At 62.1% G+C, this 19,982-nt stretch carries 19 protein-coding genes and 2 tRNA genes; 8 read left to right on the forward strand and 13 right to left on the reverse strand.

Going from position 1 to position 19,982, the window contains the following annotated elements:
• Nucleotides 1-57 precede the first annotated feature (57 nt).
• From AAHE99_RS14560 to AAHE99_RS14580, 5 genes are read left to right on the forward strand one after another with little or no spacing between them, the layout of a single operon-like run.
• Nucleotides 58-705: a hypothetical protein gene (locus tag AAHE99_RS14560; RefSeq protein WP_342118072.1), complete on the forward strand. Its 648-nt coding sequence runs from the start codon at nt 58-60 to the stop codon at nt 703-705.
• The gene (locus tag AAHE99_RS14565; RefSeq protein ID WP_342118073.1) at nt 702-1,400 is read left to right on the forward strand and encodes an ABC transporter ATP-binding protein; all 699 of its coding nucleotides are present in this window, start codon (nt 702-704) and stop codon (nt 1,398-1,400) included. Before AAHE99_RS14560 ends, AAHE99_RS14565 begins: the two co-directional genes overlap by 4 nt.
• Complete coding sequence (locus tag AAHE99_RS14570; protein ID WP_342118074.1) at nt 1,390-2,628, forward strand: ABC transporter permease; 1,239 nt, start codon at nt 1,390-1,392, stop codon at nt 2,626-2,628. Before AAHE99_RS14565 ends, AAHE99_RS14570 begins: the two co-directional genes overlap by 11 nt.
• Complete coding sequence (locus tag AAHE99_RS14575; protein ID WP_342118075.1) at nt 2,621-3,325, forward strand: outer membrane lipoprotein-sorting protein; 705 nt, start codon at nt 2,621-2,623, stop codon at nt 3,323-3,325. The genes AAHE99_RS14570 and AAHE99_RS14575 overlap by 8 nt, the downstream gene beginning before the upstream one ends.
• Entirely contained in the window at nt 3,312-4,262 is a 951-nt protein-coding gene (locus AAHE99_RS14580) for a hypothetical protein (protein WP_342118076.1), read from the forward strand. The genes AAHE99_RS14575 and AAHE99_RS14580 overlap by 14 nt, the downstream gene beginning before the upstream one ends.
• A gap of 2 nt (nt 4,263-4,264) precedes the next feature.
• Here the strand turns inward: AAHE99_RS14580 and AAHE99_RS14585 are convergent, their stop codons facing one another.
• The 5 genes from AAHE99_RS14585 to AAHE99_RS14605 form a co-directional block, all read right to left on the reverse strand.
• A complete protein-coding gene (locus AAHE99_RS14585; protein WP_342118077.1) occupies nt 4,265-5,065 on the reverse strand; it encodes a LytR/AlgR family response regulator transcription factor in 801 nt (266 codons plus the stop codon).
• A 2-nt stretch (nt 5,066-5,067) separates the two neighbouring features.
• On the reverse strand, nt 5,068-6,126 hold the full coding sequence (locus tag AAHE99_RS14590; RefSeq protein WP_342118078.1) for a sensor histidine kinase: 1,059 nt from the start codon (nt 6,124-6,126) through the stop codon (nt 5,068-5,070).
• An 81-nt stretch (nt 6,127-6,207) separates the two neighbouring features.
• Nucleotides 6,208-8,832 carry a TonB-dependent receptor gene (locus tag AAHE99_RS14595; protein ID WP_342118079.1) on the reverse strand — a complete coding sequence of 875 codons (2,625 nt, stop codon included), beginning with the start codon at nt 8,830-8,832 and terminating at the stop codon, nt 6,208-6,210.
• 11 nt (nt 8,833-8,843) lie between these two features.
• The gene (locus tag AAHE99_RS14600) at nt 8,844-9,656 is read right to left on the reverse strand and encodes a substrate-binding periplasmic protein (protein ID WP_342118080.1); all 813 of its coding nucleotides are present in this window, start codon (nt 9,654-9,656) and stop codon (nt 8,844-8,846) included.
• Between the two features lie 92 nt (nt 9,657-9,748).
• Entirely contained in the window at nt 9,749-9,949 is a 201-nt protein-coding gene (locus AAHE99_RS14605) for a hypothetical protein (protein WP_342118081.1), read from the reverse strand.
• A 59-nt stretch (nt 9,950-10,008) separates the two neighbouring features.
• Here AAHE99_RS14605 and AAHE99_RS14610 point away from each other — a divergent pair, with 59 nt between their 5' ends.
• The gene (locus AAHE99_RS14610) at nt 10,009-10,347 is read left to right on the forward strand and encodes a DUF2322 family protein (RefSeq protein WP_342118082.1); all 339 of its coding nucleotides are present in this window, start codon (nt 10,009-10,011) and stop codon (nt 10,345-10,347) included.
• On the opposite strand, the gene AAHE99_RS14615 is transcribed toward AAHE99_RS14610, so the two are convergent.
• The 3 genes from AAHE99_RS14615 to AAHE99_RS14625 all read right to left on the reverse strand — a co-directional run bounded on the left by AAHE99_RS14615 (nt 10,337) and on the right by AAHE99_RS14625 (nt 11,446).
• Complete coding sequence (locus AAHE99_RS14615; protein WP_342118083.1) at nt 10,337-10,576, reverse strand: hypothetical protein; 240 nt, start codon at nt 10,574-10,576, stop codon at nt 10,337-10,339. The two genes, AAHE99_RS14610 and AAHE99_RS14615, sit on opposite strands and share 11 nt — an antisense overlap.
• Before the next feature lie 57 nt (nt 10,577-10,633).
• Nucleotides 10,634-10,709, reverse strand: a tRNA-Asn gene (locus tag AAHE99_RS14620).
• Nucleotides 10,710-10,759: 50 nt separating this feature from the next.
• Nucleotides 10,760-11,446, reverse strand: coding sequence for a DUF3334 family protein (locus AAHE99_RS14625; protein ID WP_342118084.1), 687 nt, complete (start codon nt 11,444-11,446; stop codon nt 10,760-10,762).
• Between the two features lie 153 nt (nt 11,447-11,599).
• Here AAHE99_RS14625 and AAHE99_RS14630 point away from each other — a divergent pair, with 153 nt between their 5' ends.
• The gene (locus AAHE99_RS14630; protein ID WP_342118085.1) at nt 11,600-13,042 is read left to right on the forward strand and encodes a serine hydrolase domain-containing protein; all 1,443 of its coding nucleotides are present in this window, start codon (nt 11,600-11,602) and stop codon (nt 13,040-13,042) included.
• Here the strand turns inward: AAHE99_RS14630 and AAHE99_RS14635 are convergent.
• From AAHE99_RS14635 to AAHE99_RS14655, 5 genes are all read right to left on the reverse strand, one after another.
• Complete coding sequence (locus AAHE99_RS14635) at nt 13,035-13,766, reverse strand: hypothetical protein (protein WP_342118086.1); 732 nt, start codon at nt 13,764-13,766, stop codon at nt 13,035-13,037. The genes AAHE99_RS14630 and AAHE99_RS14635 overlap by 8 nt on opposite strands.
• A 32-nt stretch (nt 13,767-13,798) precedes the next feature.
• A complete protein-coding gene (locus tag AAHE99_RS14640) occupies nt 13,799-14,545 on the reverse strand; it encodes a helix-turn-helix domain-containing protein (protein WP_342118087.1) in 747 nt (248 codons plus the stop codon).
• 189 nt (nt 14,546-14,734) lie between these two features.
• Nucleotides 14,735-16,381: a DUF4955 domain-containing protein gene (locus tag AAHE99_RS14645; protein WP_342118088.1), complete on the reverse strand. Its 1,647-nt coding sequence runs from the start codon at nt 16,379-16,381 to the stop codon at nt 14,735-14,737.
• 105 nt (nt 16,382-16,486) lie between these two features.
• Nucleotides 16,487-16,562, reverse strand: a tRNA-Asn gene (locus AAHE99_RS14650).
• 36 nt (nt 16,563-16,598) lie between these two features.
• Nucleotides 16,599-17,801 (reverse strand): amino acid aminotransferase, encoded by a 1,203-nt coding sequence (locus AAHE99_RS14655; RefSeq protein WP_342118089.1) that lies wholly within the window; start codon nt 17,799-17,801, stop codon nt 16,599-16,601.
• Between the two features lie 110 nt (nt 17,802-17,911).
• Between AAHE99_RS14655 and uvrB the strand changes: the two genes are divergently transcribed.
• On the forward strand, nt 17,912-19,978 hold the full coding sequence (gene uvrB, locus AAHE99_RS14660) for an excinuclease ABC subunit UvrB (protein ID WP_342118090.1): 2,067 nt from the start codon (nt 17,912-17,914) through the stop codon (nt 19,976-19,978).
• Nucleotides 19,979-19,982: the final 4 nt, after the last annotated feature.

Consider the following 19,982-nt stretch of genomic DNA (forward strand, 5'->3'; position numbering starts at 1 on the left):
CGCCGCCGGCGCCTGCTCCGTAGTCTTGCAGCATCAACAACCACTACGGAGCAAAAAATGAAACACACCATCCTCTCTATCGCTATCGCCCTGGCCTGCAACGCTGCCTTCACCGCGCCGGCTGCCGCCGACAGTAACGCCTTCGCCACCGCCCGCCAGCAATTCATGGCCGGCACCAGCGGCGACGCCTCGGCCCGCGACGCCTCCATCGACGCCTTTGAAAAGCTCTATGCCAGCCAGCCCGGCAACCCGGTCTACCTGGCCTACCAGGGCGCCGGCTTCACCCTGCGCGGGCGCGACGCCATGATGCCGTGGGACAAGATGAAATACACCGAAAAAGGCGCGGACATGATCGAGAAAGCGCTGTCCCTGCTGGCGCCGGAGCACGACAGCCTGCTGCTGAACGGCACCCCGGCCAGCATCGAGACCCGCATGGTGGCCGCCAACACCCTGCTCGCCCTGCCCGAATTCATGAACCGCCGTAGCGGCGGCAAACGCGCCCTGCAGGCCGCGCTGGATTCGCAGGTGCTGGCGCAGTCGCCCGCCCCGATCCGCGCCAACGTGTTTGCCGCTGCTGCCCGCGTCGCCGCCGAAGAAAAGCGCAGCGCCGACGAAATCGCTTACCTGCGCCAGGTGGTCGCCACCCAGGCCGGCATTCCCGCCGTCGCCAAGGCCGCATCGCGCCTGAAGGAGCTGGGCCAATGAAGGCCGCCGAACCGCTGCTGTCGCTGCGCGGCATCAGCAAGTCCTACGCCCTGGGCGGCAATGTGATCCGCGCCCTGCAGTCGGTCGACCTGGCCCTGGTGCACGGCGAGATCGCCGCCGTCACCGGCCCCTCCGGCAGCGGCAAGAGCACCCTGCTCAACCTGTGCGGCCTGCTGGACAAGGCCGATGGCGGCGAGCTGCTGTTCGACGGCGAGCCGCTGCCGGCCGGCGACGAACCGCGCCGCACCGGCCTGCGGCGCCAGGCCATCGGCTTCGTGTTCCAGGGCTTCAACCTGGTGCCGGTGATGACCGCCCACGACAACATCGACTATCCGCTCTACCTGCTGGGCATACCTGCCGCCGAGCGCCGCCAGCGCGTGCAGGAAGCCCTGGCGCGCGTTGGCCTGCAAGGGCTGGGCGGCCACAAGCCGGACCAGTTGTCCGGCGGCCAGCGCCAGCGCGTCGCGATTGCCCGCGCCATCGTCAAGCGCCCGCGCCTGGTCATCGCCGACGAACCGACCGCCAACCTGGACGCACAGACCGCCTCCCAAATCGTGGGCCTGATGCGCGCCCTGGCGCACAACGACGGCACCACCTTCCTGGTGGCCACCCACGACGACCGCATGCTGCCGCATTGCGACCGCTCGCTCATGCTGGACGACGGCGTGCTGAAGGGAGGCGTCCATGCGCATTGATTTCAAATGGCTGTCGCTGGCCTGCCGCAACGCCATGCGCAACCGCCGCCGCTCGCTGGTGACCCTGGCCATCGCCGCCACCGGCACCGCTGCGGCGTTGCTGGGCGGCGGCTTCGCGCTCTATACCTATGAATCGCTGGCCCAGGCCAGCGCGCGCGACACCGGCCACCTGGTGCTGGCCGCCCCCGGCCAGTTCGAGGGCAACGACAATGTGCCCCTGGAGCATGGCTTGCCGGGCCGCGCCGAGCTGACGCGCGAACTGATGGCGCACCAGAGCGTGACGCGCGTACTGCCACGCCTGCAGTTCTCAGGTCTGATCAGCAATGGCGACAAGAGCGAAATCTTCCTCGGCACCGGCGTCGACGCGCGCCAGGAATTCCTGGTCAAGGGCCCCTTCATGAAAATCGAAGACGGCAAGCTGCTCGACGCAGACGGCGCCGGCACTGGCCCCGGCCCCGGCATCGTCCTCGGCAAAGGCCTGGCCCGCATCCTGAACGCCAAGCCCGGCAGCTCGCTCACCCTGATGTCGACCACCACCGCCGGTAGCCTGAACGCGATCGACGTCACCGTCACCGGCATCGTCAGCAGCGGCATCGCCGACATCGACAAGCGGCTGGCCATGGTGGAACTGGGCACCGCGCAGGAGCTGCTGGTGACCGATAAAGTCAGCCACCTGAGCGTCTACCTCGACGAACTCGAACATAGCGACGCCGTCGGCGCCGCCTGGCGCGACCGCTACGCCGGCCGGCTGGAAGTACGCACCTGGCTAGACCAGGCCATCTTCTACCAAAGCGTAAAAAGCTTGTACGACCGCATCTTCGGCTTCCTCGGCGTGATCGTGCTGGTGATCGTGCTGTTCGCCATCTCCAACACCCTGTCGATGGCCGTGCTGGAACGCATCCGCGAAATCGGCACCCTGCGCGCCATGGGTACCACACCCGGCGAAGTGACCCGCCTGTTCACCCTGGAAGGTCTGGTACTGGGCGGCGGCGGCGCGGCACTCGGTATGGCCGTCGCTGGCGGCGTGGCACTGTCCCTGCTGGTGTTCGGCATCCAGATGCCGCCACCGCCCGGCCGCACCAGCGGCTACCCGCTGGTTGTCGCCGTATCACCGGCCATGTACGCCGCTGCCGCATGCGCCGTCACCCTGTTAGCCGCCCTGGCCTCGCTGCTGGTCAGCCGCAAAGCCGCCAACCAATCCGTCGTGGAGGCACTCGCCCATGTTTAAGACCACCATTGCGGCCATGCTGATGGCCGCCTGCAGCACCGCCGCCGCCCAGGATGTCGAAACCATCCTGCGCAAGGCCGACTCCCATCGCCTGCGCGAAGGGTCCTCGCAACTGGAAACGCAGGTGCAAACCTACAAGGACGGCAAGCTGGATAAGGAAAAGCGCTACCAGGTGCTGGTGCGCCCTGGCGGCAAATCGCTGGTACTGTTCCGCTCTCCCGGCGAGAGCGGGCAAAAAATCCTGATGTCGGGCGACGACTTCTGGATGCTGCTGCCCGGCAGCGCACGGCCGATCCGCATCACGCCGCTGCAAAAGCTGCTGGGCGACGCCTCGACCGGCGACATCGCCAACATGACCTGGTCCGGCGACTACAAAGGCAGCATCACGCGCGAAGTCGAGATCGACGGCGTGCCGTGCCTCGAACTGGACCTGGCCGCCACCCGCAAGACCCTGAGCTACCAGCGCCTGGTGCTGCACGTGGCCAAGGCCGACTACCGGCCGGTGCATGCCGACCTGTACGCCAGCTCCAGCAAACGACTCAAGCAAGCCCGCTTCAGCCAGGGCCGCATGGTGCTGGTGGACGAAATCCAGACTGGCCGCGAAACCGTCATCACCACCCTGTCCAGCAAACCGCGCCAGTTCGGCGACGAGTTGTTCAACCCGATGTTCCTGAGCCGATCCGATGCTGCACCATAAGTCCCGGTCCACCGCCACCCTGGCGGTGGCGCTTTCCCTCGCCGCCCCCCTGCCGGCCCACGCGGGCGACCTGGTCGCCAACGTGCGCGCGCAGATCGGAAGCCAATCACTGAAAGCCGGCGAGCTGCGCTGGTCCGAAGGCCCGCTGCGCGGCGTCCTAACCGCAACCCGCGTCGATGGCGGCGATGTCCGCCTTCGCCTCAACGAACTGACTTACGACCGCCCATTCGCAGGCGGCTTCCTCAGCGCAGGCAAAAAAATCATGAGCTGGGATGTCGGCTACGCCTTCCGCCCGCTGGACGTGGTGCAGCGCGAAGACCGCCGCGCCCTCAATCCCCTGGCGCTGGAAGGCATCCCCCTGCTCGCCTGGGAACGCTTCGACGCCGACAGCGCCACCACCATTGTCTGGGCCAACCCGTCGCAGGGGCGCGCCCTCCACCAGCGCGATGACGAAGCCATCGCCATCCGCCACTACCGCCAGCGTGGCGCGCGCGACGAATACACCGTATTACGCATGTCGCAAAGGAACGGCCTCGAAGCCGGCGCCTCCTTCTCGCAGGTAGCGGGCGACGGCCTCGAACTGCACGCCTCCCTGCTCTGGCAGCAGCGCCCCACGCATAGCGGCAAAGCGCTGGCCGGCTTCACCTGGACCACGGAGAGCAAGCTCTCCATCATCGGTGAAATGTGGACCGACCGCACCGCAGCGCCCGGCCAGCAGCGCAACCGCATGCTGCGCGCAGCGCAGTATCTCGACAATGATGTGGAAGTTTCTGCCGACGTATTGTGGCAACCGCAAACGGATAGCCGGATCGGCACCCTGTCAGCCAGCTGGAAAACCGGCCCCTGGGTACTGTCCGCCAGCTACCGCCACTACGGCGGACTGGCCGGGCGCTACATGAAGGACACCGCCCTGGCCAGCATCCAGCGCGGCTTCTGAGATTACATCTGACGGAACAGGTGCGCGTACAGCGGCGATACGCGCAGCTTCTCTGCGCGCCCGCGCAAGACCAGCGACATCTTGCCGCCCTCCTCGCGCACAGCGCTCAGAATGGAGGAAGAATTGACGATGGTGCCGCGATGCACCTGCCAGAACAGCTGTTCATCAAGCTGCGGCAGCAGTTCCTTAAGGCTCATGCGGATCAGTACCTCGCTGTCCGCCGTTACCACGTTGACGTACTTGTCAGCCGCCTCGAAATACACCACATCGGCCACCGGCACCATGCGCACCTGGTTGCCCACCGCAGCCCGGATGACTGTCAACCGCTGCGCTGCCGGCGCCGCCATTGGCACACCGAGCGCACGCAGCTGCGCCGCCAGCGCCTCCAGCGAGGCATCTCCCGGCGCCGCACCCTGCGCAGGCGCCTGCAAGCGCTGCCGCAGACGCGCCACGGTGCGCGCCAGGCGCTCATCGCTGACAGGCTTCAGCACATAATCCGCCGCCTCGCGTTCAAAAGCTTGCACCGCGAATTCATCGTATGCCGTCACGAACACCACCTGCGGGAACGGCGCAGCGCCCGACCAGCCTTCGGCCAGCTCCTCCGCCACCTCCAGCCCCGACTTGCCCGGCATTTTGATATCGAGGAACAGCACATCCGGCTGCAAGGCCGCAGCCTGTGCCAGCGCCTCGATACCGTTCGCGCAGGTCGCGACAATCGACAAGCCAGGCCATTGGCGCTGCAAAGCCGCCGCCAGCGTGGCGGCCAGGATAGGTTCGTCTTCAGCAATCAGTGCGGTAGTCATGGTCAGGCAGGCAAAATGATTCGTGCAACAGCGCCCTGTGGCGCAGCATCAAGGTAAAGGGAGGCGCGCTCGCCATACAGGCCAGCCAAGCGCTCGCGGGTATTGGCCAGGCCAAGCCCCGTGCCCGGCTTGCCCGGTCCCGCATCGAGTCCGCGCCCGGTATCGGACACCAGCAATTCCAGGCCGCCGTCCAATGCGCGCGCCGTCACCTGCACATGGCCGCCGGCCACGTTTGGCTCCACGCCGTGTGCAATCGCATTTTCCACCAGCGGTTGCAGCAGCATCGGCGGCAGCGCCGTGCTGCGCAGCTCATCCGGCAACTCCAGCCGGTAGCTCAGGCGCGCGCCCATGCGCACCGACATCAGGCCAAGGTAAGCATCGAGCAGCGCAAACTCCTGACCCAGCGTAGTGCGCTCGGCACGCGCCGCGCTCAGGGTTGCGCGCAGATAGGTAATCAGCTGGTCCAGCATGGTCTGCGCGCGCACCGGGTCGAGCGCAATCAGCCCTTGCAGGTTGGCCAGGGTGTTGAACAGCATATGCGGCTCGATCTGCGCCTGCAGCAGCTGCAACTGCGCCTGCAAAGCCTGGCGCTCGACCGCCTCCGCGCGCGCCTTTTCCATCGCCGCCTCGGCACGCGCCTGCAGCAGCCGGTCGCGCCCATTGAAGAAGGCGGTCACCAGCCCGGTGGCGAAAATGGTGAACAGTAAAGCACTGATGCCGCGCTCACCGCTGATCGCCCGCATGATATTGGTGTTCGCCCCCAGCATCCATGCCGCCGCGTGCGAGCCGATAAAGACGCCGGCAACAACGCCCACGGCCAGCACCGGCAGGAACGATAGCCAGTGGACTTTCTTCTCTCCGCCCCAGAACAGCTGGCGGGCCAGCTCGATCAGCAGCCAGGTAGTGGTTCCGATGCACATCGAAACGACAAGATTGACGCCGAAATGGCGCCCGCCACCAAACACAAAGGTGATCAGCACGGCGCACAAAACGTTGAACGCGGCCACGTACATGCCATCGGTGGCGATGCGGCGGAGGGGGAAACGGGAAATTATCTGCATGCCGGGGATTGTCGCCCTAAGGGCGCCCCACTGGCAACAGGCATGCGACGAAAAGGCCCTGGCACGGCGCCAAACGCCCTTTCAGAAGCGGTAAGCCAGACGCAATTGCCAGCGCCGGCCCATCAGGTCATAGGTCATAGTATCGGTATTGGCGTCGATCCAGCTCTGGATGAAAGGCGCGTCGTGGTCCGTCAGGTTCTCCACGCTGGCCGAAAGCGTCAGCGCCGGGCTGACCGCGTAGCGCAGGCTGGCGTTGTGGTACACCACGCTCGGCGCCCGCGCGCCGGCATTGGCTTTCACGCCGTTGATATCGTCCGCCTTGCCGATCATCTGCAGGCCATAGCTGCCCGACCACGCGCCCCTGCCAGCGCTCAGCGTGGTGCTGGAACGCCAGCGCGCGAAACTGCCCCTGCCGCCGGTGATCTTGCCGGCATAGGCAATCGTCGCGCCGCCGGGATAGGGCTTTATGTCAAAGCGCGCCAGCCGCGTGGCATCGGCCGCCAGCGACATGCGCCAGCCGGCCAGCGCGAAATCGAACAAGGCGCCAAAGTCCACGCCGCTGATGCGCTGATGCGCCACATTTTCCGGTTGCGAAGAAAGGAAGTTGATTTCGCCGGTCTTCGGGTCGCGCGTAAAGCTGGATGGGCTGCAGAAGACGTGCGCCAGCTCAGGCGTGTTGTAGCAGCTTGCCAGCTTGGTCGACCCCGGCACCGACTCGATCGCGTTGTCGATACGGATATCGAAATAGTCCGCCGTCAAGGTCACGCTGCGCGCCGGCGTCCACACCAGCCCCGCCGTCCTGTTCTGAGCCAGTTCCGGCTTCAGCGCCAGGTTGCCGCCAGAGGTGGTCAGGATCGTATTCCCCAGCTGGCGGAAACCCACCGGCACGCCGGCAGCGCGGCAATTGCGCGCCACCACCGAATCGGCCGGCAGCTTGTCCCACCCGCTGCATGGATCGGTGGTGGTCAGGTTGCCCGTCGTCACACCGCCGAACAGTTCCGGCACGGTAGGCACGCGGAACGCGCGTGAACGGTTGGCGCGCAGCTTGAGCGGAGCGAATACCTGCCAATCCAGGCCGCCCTTGTAGGTCCACTGCGCACCAAACAGGTCATAGTGCGAATAGCGGCCGGCCGCACTGGCCCGCAGCGCAGAAAACAGCGGCACCGACAATTCGCCGTATGCCTCGCGCGCTGTGTAGCTCCCCGCCACCGGATCCTGCGCATTCACATTGGCGGCACGCGCCACGATCAGCGGATCAGGATTGCGCCAGCCCTCCTCGCGCCGCACTTCCACTCCCGCAGCGAAGCCCAGCGCACCAGCGGGCAGCTGCAGCAGCTCCCCGCTCACGCTGGCCTGCGCGCTGCGCTGCGAATTGCCGCCATGGTCGCGGACCGTGGTGTGCAAATAATCCAGCACAGCCGGCGTCAGAGAGTTCAGGCCCAGATAATTGCCGCATGGGGCAGCACCCGCGCGCCCGCAAGTGGCCGTATCCAGCGTCGCCGCCACCCGGTCCAGGTTGATGATATTGGTCATGCCGTCAACGCCGGTATTGCGCGCCCAGTTCAACGCAGCCGACCACTCCCAGCCATTTTCCAGGCGTCCGCGCAAGCCGCTCACAATGCGCGCCGTCTTCGTATGCTGGAAGAAGTCGCGCGGCCCGGCCTCCACTACGCGGCGACGCTCGAGCACCAGATCCTGCCCTGTCGGATTGGTCGGATGCGAAGCCGCGATAGTCATGGGCCGGAATATGCCCAGCGTCCCGGGCGACGCCAGTTGTGCCGAGCTGCGGTCGACATACAGCAATTCATTGAACCAGATGAGGCCCGACGCCAGTTGCTGCTGGCCGAACAGGCTCGCGCCAATGCGGCGGATCGGATTGACCGCGTTCAGCATGGTGTTGCTATTGAAGCCGTGCTTCAACACATCATAGGTTTCGTAACGCCCGCCCTCGATGAAGTTGATGCGCCGGCCATCGGCCAGCCGCGCACGGCCGCCTGCCGTATTCGAACTGCCGGAGCACACCAGCTGTTGGCCGATGGCCGCCAGCGAACAAGGTGCGCGCGAGTCCATCGCCACCGCTTCCTGCCGCGAAAAATGCAGGCCCACGGTCCAGGCGCCGGAGGCATTGCGCCAGCCATAGGTGCCGTCCACCGCGTTGCTGTCGCCGTCGCCGCGCGTGGTAGCGCCGCTGCGCAGCACCAGCTCGCCGCCTGCGCTGGCATCGTGCGTGATGATGTTGACCACGCCCGCCAGCGCATCGGCGCCATACACGGCGGAAGCGCCGTCTTTCAGTACTTCGACACGTTTGACCAGCGCCAGCGGGATCATATTCAGATCCACAGAGCTGTTGGCGCCAGTGCCGCCAGCCACCAGGCGCCGTCCATTCAACAACACCAGCGTACGGTTGATACCCAAGCCGCGCAGGTTGACTTGCGCCGTGCCGAATCCATTCACCGTCCAGTAGGCATTACCCTGGCTGCCTGCCGCACCGGCCGAAGCAGGCAGCTGCTGCAGTAAGGTTTCCAGCGAAGTGGCGCCGGAACGCAGGATCGCGTCCGCATCGATCACGCTCACCGGGCCCACGCCCGCCAACTGCTCCTGGCGCAGGTTGATACGGCTGCCTGTCACCTGGATGCGCTCGAGCGCGTCCTCTGCAAGCGGAGTTTCCGCAGCCAGCATCAGCATCAAAGCATGTGACAGCAGCATGGTCATTCCTTTCAGCCGGAAGCGTCAGTTGTGGGGACTGCCTTGGCCAACTCGCGATACTTGCGCTCGATCGCTTTTCTTTTGGCCACAAATTCGGGATGCACCATCGCCGCATCGATCGCATGCAGCAAGGCTGCCTGTTGCGGGTGATTCTTGCGCAGGCCGACATGGAACTCGACCAGGCTGTTGGGGATGAAATCCACTTTCTTCATACGCAGCTGGTCGCGATAGCCGTAGCGGTTGGCGATATAGATGGCATGTTCCACCGACATGATGAAGAAGTCGCCCGCCTTGCGCTGGAAAATCATATGCCACATGGAGCGCGGCGTGTTCACCATATAGCGTTTGATATAGGCGGGAACGTTTTCATCTTCCCAGGACACACCCTCCTGGCTGATAAAGGTCAGCCCGCGCAAATCCTCAAAGCTGCGCGCCGTCTCAAGCTTGGCAGCCTTGCTGCTACGGCTGTCGAACACCAGGTTGCCATAGTCCAGCGTATAGATGGCGTGCGGTGAAAATGCCGCGTAGGCCTTGCGGCTGGCGGAAGGGAATGTGACAAACATGTCCATCTGGCCCGACTCCACCAAACGCTGCGCGCGCGCCCAGGGATAGGTTCGGAACTCCAGGCGATAGCCCGGTACATGGCGGAACAGCTCCACCAGCATATCCTTCAACAAACCACTTGGCTCACCATTCACAGCGTAGCTGGCTGGCGGCAAGGCTTCCGACAGCGCCACTTTAACGGTTACGGTGCTTTGTGCGTTGGCTGGGACAATTGCCTGCAGTATGGCGAGCAGGACGATCGCCAATATTTTGCTTCCCATGGCGCACTGTTTTTGAAATCTACAGTCGCTGATCGTACACGACCGCTGCGCAACGTGAAATCACCACGTGGCACAAATGTAACAATACGCGCTCAGGCCAAGGCTTCTTTCGCCGCCTCTTCCGGCGTCAACCCGTCGTAGAACAAATCGGTGAACCATTCCACCTGCTCTTCAATGTGGTCCTGGGCCTCTTTTACGGTAGCGCCACCCTTGACCAGCCAACCCTCGACTTCGATACACCACTGGATTAACTCCAGGGTTTCCGGATCAAGTTCCTCTTTCTTCTTCGCCATGATATTTCTCCTTACTGGGCGATAATAACGTCTTTAGACAACGCCTTATAAGAGCACTTATGCAATTACCAAGCTTTGCCCAAGAATTTTCAAACAACCTGGCCATGCTCCCTGCTGCCGACTCCATCGCAGCAATCGAACTTATCGACCAGTCTGGAGTTCCCGTCGGCAGGATCGAGAATCGGCCTGGCCAGGCAGGGTCTGTACGGGTTTATTCCTGGCTAGCTGAGACCTTCGGCGCCATTACACCGGAAGCGGCAGAACTTGGCCTGAAAATCTACGCCGAGCATACCGAGGATGCCCGCGCCAACCCTGGGAACCATCCCAACATCGACCGCCTGCTCCAGCTCACCACACCAGCTCAAACCCTGCTCGTGAAGGGCATTATCAAAGACTGATGATCGTAGTGGCATATTCGTGGGCGGCGGATTTTTTCTTGGCGGCCCACGCCACCGCTTCCTGCGCCTGCGCCATCGTCAGGACAGAAGCCTTGTCCTTGTTCTTGATGAAGGAGACCCCTTCAAAGACACCCTCCTTACTGCGCATGACCCGCGCGAACACCGGCGGCTTGCCCGGTTCATTGATTTTGTTCTGCTGAACCATGTAACGCTGTTCGTTGTTTTCCATTTTCACACCTCGCAATGCAAAAAGCCCAACCGGTTAGGGTTGGGCTCTTCTGTGTTCTGGCTCCCCGACCTGGACTCGAACCAGGGACCTGCGGATTAACAGTCCGTCGCTCTACCGACTGAGCTATCAGGGAAAAGAGGCAACATTATATCTGCCACTCGGGTTTTTGCAAACCCCTTTTTCTTACATGCCGAGCGACTTCAGCAGCTCGTCGGCGTCATCCGACGAAATGGCTTCGGCTTGGGCTGCCGGCTTGGAGGCTTGCTCCTGCTCCAGCAGTGCATCGGCGTCAACAACTTCCGACTTCTCGAAATCGTGCAATTTAATAAACTCGGTACGGTCGATCGCCAGTTCGAGGTAGAAGATATTGTTACGCTCGGTGAAGAAGGACACGCGGCGCATTTCCGGACGGTCCAGCGGCGTATCGACACTCAGCGTGACCTGCTTGTTCAGCACCAGCATCTTCGGCTGGTTCTGGGTGATATTGGTGTGCAGCTCGGCGCGCACCTTGCCGGTGAAATCGCCGACGATCTGGTTCATCAGCTCGCCCATGATGTTCGCCACCTCGTCCGAGGTGAAGGAACTGGCCAGCTCCGACTTCGGCATGCCCATGCTCAGCATGTAGCGCTCGTAAATCTCCATCGCCGCTTCAGCCGAGAAGTTCAGCACCACCAGGCCGGTAAAGCCGCCGTCAAACAGCACGAAACAGCCAATATCAGGTTTCAGGCCCACTTTGGTGATGCGCTGGACCATGGCCGAATAGGTAATCCGGCTTTGCGATGCCACATTCAGCACGCGGGTGACCGAGGTGCACAAGGTCGTCAGCAGGTCTTCAGTACCGTAAACAACCCGCTCTTCTTTTGTAATCATTATGAAAATTGCTCCGCAAATGAACGTCCAGGCTACGAAAAAGCCGGAATATCCACAGAATAACTGATCCTGTCGCAAAAGCAAAAATGTAAAGTGGCTATATGCTATTGTCGCCACAACATCGCTGCCCCTCTTGCGCAAGGCCCTTTAATAATGAAGAAGATTGGTTTCGCCCTCCTCCTGATCTGCGCCCTGCCTGCCAAAGCCGACCGCGCTGCCGACCTTGATCGCGTCGCCAAGGCCTACCACGCGATCGGCCAGCTCGATGGCTCGGTGCTGGTGGCGGACCAGGGCAAGGTGGTCTACCACCGCGCGTTCGGCCTGGCCAACCGCGAATGGAACATCCCGCACGGCACCGATACCGCCTTCCGCGTCGCTTCGCTGACCAAGCAGTTCACCGCCACCATGATCATGCAGCTGGCGGAGCAAGGAAAGCTGCGGCTCGACGACCCGATTGGCAAGTACGTGCCCGAGCTTAACGCCGATACCGGCAAGCGCGTCACACTGCACCAGCTGCTGAACCACACTTCCGGCATTGTGGACTACGCGAACTTCCCGGGATTCTGGGCCAAGCGCCTGGGCGAGAAAGTGCCCAAGGAAGACTTCCTCGCCATCATGAACCGCCCGCTGGAATTCGAACCGGGCAGCCAGGGCCACTACAGCAGCTCCAACTACACCCTGCTTGGCTGGGTCATTGAAAAACAGACCGGCAAGCCATTCGGTGCAGCGCTCGACGAAATGGTCCTGCGCCCGCGGGGCATGGACCGAACGGCATATGACGCACCGGACCGCATCATTCCGCGCAAGGCTTCCGGCTACGTGCGGGCGCTGGGCGGCTACCAGCCTGCCGCCCCGCTGTGGATTCCGAATATCGGCGCGGGCGGCGGCGTTGTCAGCACCACCGGCGATTTCTTCAAGCTCGATCGCGCGCTGGCCGGCACTGCCCTGCTCAAGCCGGAATCGAAGAAGCTGATGTTTACGTCCTATATTAACGACGATGTCTGGGGCGACCTGGGATACGGCTATGGTTGGCTGATCGGCACCCGCACCATTGCGGGAAAACCGCGCCTGGTGCACGAACACGGCGGCAACGGCAATGGCTTCCGCACCCTGGTTACGCGCTATCCGGAGGAAGGCAAGCTGGTTGTCATCTTCCTCAACGAAGGCAATGGCAATAAGGGGCCCGAGATTTACCGCATGCGCAGCGACTTTACCGATACGCTGTATGGCAAACGCGTAGCGCTGCCCAAGCCGGCCTTGCACGATCTGCTGGCCACTGAAATCCGCAATGCAGGCGACCAGGCAGGCCTGGCCCGCTTTGATGCCCTGCTCGCGCAGAGCGGCAAGCCTGCGGACGGCAATGGCCTGAACCGCCTGGCCTACCAGTACGCAGACGCCGGCCGCGCTGCTACCGGCATCGCCATCCTGAAACGCAGTACCGCGCTGTTCCCGCAGGACGGCAACTTGTACGACTCGCTGGGCGAGCTGCTCCTGCTGTCCGGCGATAAGGGCAGCGCCGCTGCCGCCTACCGCCGCGCGCTGGAGCTGGATCCCTCCAACGCCAACGCCAGGGACATGCTGCAAAAGATCAATTAGCCACGGTCGGCTCGATCGACTTGACGACCTTGCCCTGCTCGTCGAGCATCTGGATTTCAGCCTTGCCTTCGGCCGAAACCAGCAGCATCATGCGCACGCGGCCTTTGGCATCCTTCAACTGCAGCGACGAACCCTTGTCGCGCGTATTACCCAGGAAGATGCGGTTCTCGCTCAGTCGGCCCGCCTCGGACAGCTTCTTCCAATAAGCCTCACGCTCGGCGCCCGAAAGCTTGCGCGCCTCCTCGCCGAAACGGCTCACATCATCCATCGACGTGACCTTGAAGTGCGGTACGTCGTTGATCTTGATGGCCGTCATCTGGTGGGTGGCGCTGTCGGTGCTGAGGAGCTGCAGCGCCTGGTCCTGACGGAAGCGGTCGAAGGTCAGCGACAGGCCCGACGAGATCTTGCCGTCTGCGTTCATGCTGCCCTTCTGGATCAGGCCACCGTTCTCGGTGCCTTCCTCGTTAACGAACAACATGCCAGCGAAGTCACGGCGGTCCGGGCGCGCGCCTTCCTTACCCTCCTTGAAGTCGCCCGGAAACTGGGCCTTGTTCGAAATGATGATGCGCTTGGTGCCATCCGGCTCGACGATGTTGATCCGTCCTACGGTAATTTCATCAAAGGTTTCCTTGCGTTCGGTCTTGGCGGCAGTCAGTGCGAAAACTGCGGCCAGGGCTGCGGCCATGGTGGTTGCGCCGGACAGGAAGGTACGGATCTGGGACATGTGAATCTCCTTTTGTGGTTTTTAGGGGGTGATTAGTTGCGCTTGTTTTTCAGGCGGCGCAGACGCCATTCGGTCAACACGCCGACCAGGCCAGCCACGAAAATGGTGGCGCCGAGGAATTGCAGGATGCGGTTGCCGGAAGTCTTGATATGCTCGGTCTTGACCAGCTCAAAACGGCGGTGGCCGTTGTCTGCGGGTTCCGCATACGAACCGCCGCGGTTATCCGTTGTCTCCACCTTTACTGGGCGCTCGCGCTTAGCCTTGAACTCCGCGCGCTGCTTATTGGCCTCTTCGCTCGAAACGATCTTGGCCCGCCACTGGAGCTCCACGATGTCTTCATGCGTTTCGAAGATGTTCTCGGGCTCCCCGGCCTGTATTACGCCGGGCGAGGCGTATTTATAGAGCTTATTAGGGAAGAAAATGCCGTCGTTCGCCGCCAGCATCAGGGCAAAACCGATAATCCACGCCACGCCGGATCCGTACATCCAGACTTTGGTGTTATGGGCTTGCACCGCCACGGTCTGGGTCGTGAACTGGCTGACCGCCGGAATGTGGTTAAGGGTGGTGTCGAGGACTTCCTTATCAATCTCCTTCAGAAAGTCCGCCGCTTGCATGCCAAGGCCCGACACGATGGTCAGGAACATTTCGGCGGAAGGCACCGATTTGTCGTTCTCCAGCTTTGAGAGATAAGACTGCTCAATCCCCAGCACCTCTGCGAACTGGGGCTGAGTCTGCCCGCGCCCCGCACGGATCTGCTTGAGCCTTTCACCAAAATTCATCACAAACCTTTCCAAGAAGTAATCGAATGACCGTATTCTTAGTCATTCATACAAGACTTGGAAGATGAATATTAGCGAATTCGCATGAATTTCAATTCAATATTGCCATAATTACAATTGATATCATCCACTCTGGCCGGTAAAGCTGCAATTCAGCGATGCCCGGGACTCCTTTTTCGGAATCCATCGTCAATCGGAATGTGCACGCGGTGACATGGCCGGCCCACCACCCCCAAGTGCCGGGTTGCTCCGACCCAGCCTGGCCTCGAGCAGAGCCGCCCATTCGTTTTTGGCTGTCAACAGCCAGGCCGGCACCTTGCCAAGCCGCTTCTCCAGTTGCGCTTCGTAGAGCGATTCGGGCGCAACGTGCCGGCCCATGCTTTCGACCAGTCCAATATTCGCCATGTTCACTTCAGAATAAGGCCCGACATAGCCGACCAAAACCGGATTAACCCCCGTATAGGGGCCATACTCCTTCGTGTCTGGTTCAGGCAATTCCCATAAGTCCAGCGTACGGCTCTCATGATGTTCGAGCCGCCCGGTTTGGTGGAAATTCCAGATAACCAGCCCAGACAGATGGTTGGGTAAATCGGCATAGTTTCCGCCCTGCCCCCACATCCCACGGCTCTCTATTGCATCAAACAGCGTGTGTCGCGGGAAGTTGGCATGGGAATCGATGCCGCGTGAATTCGGCGCCACATTGCGCCAGAATACGGAACCGGTCGATTGATGTGAAGCGCCGACACCGTGCCACTGCCCTTCCGGCGTGTTGTCAATATTCAGCCCGATCATGCTGTATGTGGAAAATGTCGCGGCAAAGCTCAAGTGACCGCTATTGCCGGCAATGGTGTTCAGCATCATCGTGTTGGACGCCCCGCCGTGGATGACAGCCGGCTGAGTCACGTTCTCGAACTGGTTGCGCAGCACCCAGGAATGCACGGTCTGGTCTAGCTCGACACCGCAAAAGCCGGAGTCGTGATAAGCATTCTTGTGATGAACAAAGCGCTCGGTAAAGCTCCCCTCAACCCGGATACTTTCGAAGCCAACATTACGCAGCACCGCGACTTTACTCGCAGTCCATGGGAAGTGAAGGTCAATGGCGGTCGTCAATGGTGTCTTGAGGTGCAGTACGGCGCCGTCGACGCTGGCCACTTCATGCGTTTCCAATGCTTTGACGCCCTGGGTGTTGATCTTGCTCCAGATACGGCGCGTGGTTTTGCCTTCCAGATAAGAGGCGTTTGCGGCCGTGCTCTGCATCTCGATGCGGACGAAATCACCCGGCTGGAAGGCGGCAGTGGAAGACAGCACCAGGCGAGTATCGCCCATCCGCGCCGGCGCCGCCAGTGCCGACGACGGACCCGGTTTCCCCTTGCCCGGCGTGAAGGTCACAAGCGCCGGCGCAGCCCACAACTGTTTTGGGTCGGCCGGCGCAAGCGCATTAACCATTTTGAAATGGGTCTGCCCCCGCCAGGCGCCGCGCAGCACCACCTTGCTGGCCGAAACGATCAAACGCTTGGGCGTCGGCCCGCTATTTAGCAAATATGTGCCGGGCTCGAACTGCACGATACCGCCGCGCGCCGCACTGGCCGCGTCGATGGCACGCTGAATCGCATCCGTATCGTCCAGCGCATCGCCAGGAATGGCGCCATAGTCAGCCACGTTGAAGATCGTGGTGTCGACCGGTGCCATTCCCTGCTCGCCGTTATACGCGCCAGCCCACGAGAAATCGATGAAATTCCGCTGCGTGACAACCACGTCCCGGGCCTCAGGCGCCTGTTGCGCAGCCAAGGCGGTCATCGGAACCAGCAAAAGCAAATGGAGCAAGGAATTTTTCATGGTTTTGATTTCACACCAAAAGGTGAACGTTACCACAAATTATTGCCGCTGGCGCGCCCCAAAAGCAAAAAGCCCAACCGGTCAAGGCTGGGCTTTTCTGTGTTCTGGCTCCCCGACCTGGACTCGAACCAGGGACCTGCGGATTAACAGTCCGTCGCTCTACCGACTGAGCTATCAGGGATCATTTCTGACCGCGTTGCGATCAGAGACCAAGATATTACAGAACCTTGGCGATGGCGTCAACTACCACATCGATATTCTTCGAGTTCAGTGCAGCCACGCAGATACGGCCGGTGTCCACCGCGTAGATGGACTGTTCGCGCAGCTTGGCCACCTGCTCTTTGGTCAGTCCGGAGTACGAGAACATGCCAACCTGCTCACGCACGAAGTCGAAGTCGTGGCCTGGGGCCTTGGCTTTCAGCTTCTGCACGAAGGCTTCGCGCATTTCCTTGATACGCACGCGCATGCCGGCCAGTTCGTCTTCCCACATCTGGCGCAGTTCCGGGGTGGACAGCGCGGTGGCAATGACTTTACCGCCGTGGATTGGCGGGTTGGAGTAGTTGGTGCGGACCACGCGCTTCAGCTGCGACAGCAGGCGCGATGCTTCTTCGGCGGAGGCAGCCACCACGCTCAGGGCGCCCACGCGCTCGCCGTACAGCGAGAACGACTTGGAGAAGGAGTTCGACACCAGCAGCGCCACGCCGGTGGCAGCGAAGCGGCGTACTACGGCGCCATCTTCCGCGATGCCAGCGCCGAAGCCCTGGTAAGCCATGTCCAGGAACGGCACCAGGCCGCCCGCGACAACGGCGGCGATCACTTCATCCCACTGCGCCTGGGTCAGGTCAGCGCCGGTCGGGTTGTGGCAGCAGGCGTGCAGCACGACGATGGCGCCGCGCGGCATGGCCTTCAGGGCGGCCAGCATGGCTGGGAAGTTCACGCCATGGGTGGTTTCGTCGTAGTACGCGTAGTTGTTGACTTTGAAGCCGGCGCTTTCGAACAGCGCGCGGTGGTTTTCCCAGCTAGGGTTGCTGATGTAGACCTCGGAATCCGGAGCGAAACGCTTCAGGAAGTCGGCGCCGATCTTCAGCGCGCCGGTACCGCCCAGTGCCTGCACAGTTACCGCACGTTTCTCTTGAATTACAGCGCTGTCGGCACCAAATACCAGCTCTTGTACTGCCTTGTCGTACGCTGCCAGGCCTTCGATCGGCAGGTAGGTACGCGGGGCATGCTGTTCAATCAGGATTGCTTCCGCCTTTTCCACGCACTTGAGCAGCGGCACTTTGCCATTGTCGTCATAATAGACGCCTACGCCCAGGTTAATCTTCGCTGGGTTAGTGTCTGCATTAAAGGCTTCGGTGATGCCGAGGATCGGGTCGCGCGGGGCCATCTCGATGGCGCTGAAAACGGAAGGGTTCGTCATGATTAATTTGGTAACGTTTGGGAGCGGGTCGATGCAGATTCTTGCCGGCACCCGAACAAAATCCGGTCAGGGCCGCCGACAATCGCATATTCTATCAAAGGTCAGCATTCATGTCTGAGTCGCAAAATTCCGGTGCTCCGGCACCGACTGTCGTTACTTTCCCGGATTCGCCATACCGCCTGCACCAGCCCTTCCCTCCCGCCGGCGACCAGCCTACTGCGATCGACGGCCTGTGCGAGGGGATTGAGGACGGTTTGTCGTTCCAGACCCTGCTGGGCGTGACCGGCTCGGGCAAGACCTACACCATGGCCAATGTGATCGCCCGCATGGGCCGTCCGGCCATCGTGTTCGCGCCGAACAAGACTCTGGCGGCCCAGCTGTATTCCGAATTCCGTGAGTTCTTCCCGGAGAATGCGGTCGAGTATTTCGTGTCCTACTACGATTACTACCAGCCGGAAGCGTACGTGCCGCAGCGCGACCTGTTCATTGAAAAAGACTCGTCGATCAATGAGCACATCGAGCAGATGCGCCTGTCCTGCACCAAGTCGCTGATGGAGCGGCGCGATGTGGTGATCGTGGCGACCGTGTCGGCGATCTATGGTATCGGTAACCCGAACGAGTACCACCAGATGATCCTGACCTTGCGCGCCAAGGACCGCGTCTCGCAGCGCGACATCATCGCGCGCCTGATCCAGATGCAGTACACCCGCAACGAGATGGACTTTGGGCGCGGCACCTTCCGCGTGCGCGGCGATACCATCGATATCTTCCCGGCGGAGCACGCGGACCTGGCGGTGCGCCTGGAGATGTTCGACGATGAGCTGGAGTCGATCCAGCTGTTCGACCCGCTGACCGGCAAAGTCAAACAGAAGATCCCGCGCTTCACCGTCTATCCGGGCTCGCACTATGTGACGCCGCGCGCCACCGTGCTGCGCGCGATCGAGACCATCAAGGAGGAGCTGCGCGAGCGCCTGGAATTCTTCCGCCGCGAGAACAAGCTGATTGAGGAGCAGCGCCTTGAACAGCGCACGCGCTTCGACCTGGAGATGATGTCCGAGGTAGGCTTCACCAAGGGCATCGAGAACTATTCACGCCACCTGTCCGGCGCCAAGCCCGGCGAACCGCCGCCGACGCTGGTCGATTACCTGCCGCGCGATGCGCTGATGTTCCTCGACGAGTCGCACGTGCTGGTGGGCCAGCTGTCGGCCATGTATAACGGCGACCGCTCGCGCAAGACCAACCTGGTGGATTACGGTTTCCGCCTGCCGTCGGCGCTGGATAACCGGCCGCTGAAGTTCGAGGAGTTCGAGTCCAAGATGCGGCAGACCATCTTCGTGTCGGCCACGCCGGCCGAGTATGAGAAGAAGAACGCCGGCGCGGTGGTCGAGCAGGTGGTGCGTCCAACCGGCCTGGTCGACCCGCAGGTGATCGTGCGCCCTGCCCGCACCCAGGTCGACGACCTGTTGGGCGAAATCAACGACCGCATCGAGAAGAACGAGCGCGTGCTGGTCACCACCCTGACCAAGCGCATGGCGGAGCAGCTGACCGAGTACCTGGGCGACCATGGCATCAAGGTGCGCTACCTGCACTCGGACGTGGATACGGTGGAGCGCGTGGAGATCCTGCGCGACCTGCGTATCGGCACCTTCGACGTGCTGGTAGGGATCAACCTGCTGCGCGAGGGCCTGGACTTGCCTGAGGTGTCGCTGGTGGCGATCCTGGATGCGGACAAGGAAGGCTTCCTGCGTTCGGAACGCTCACTGATCCAGACCATCGGCCGTGCGGCGCGTAACCTGAACGGCGTAGCGATCCTGTATGCGGACAACATCACCGATTCGATGAAGCGTGCGATCGACGAGACCGAGCGCCGCCGGGCCAAGCAGATCGCCTACAACGAGAAGATGGGCATCGTACCGCGCGGGGTGAAGAAAATCATCAAGGACATGATCGATGGCGTCTACAGCGCGGCTGCACGCGAGCAGCTGGAAGTTGCGGAAGAAGCGGCGAAGTATGAGGCAATGAGCGAGAAGCAGATCAGCAAGGAAATCAAGCGCCTCGAGAAGCTGATGCTTGACCACGCGAAGAACCTGGAGTTTGAGAAGGCGGCGCAGGTGCGCGATCAACTGCACCACCTCAAAGAACAGCTGTTTGGCGCGCCGGGGGCCGACGCGCTCTGACTTG

Origin of the sequence: Pseudoduganella sp. OTU4001 (assembly GCF_038440195.1) — a bacterium.
In the GTDB taxonomy this organism is placed as follows: domain Bacteria; phylum Pseudomonadota; class Gammaproteobacteria; order Burkholderiales; family Burkholderiaceae_D; genus Rugamonas.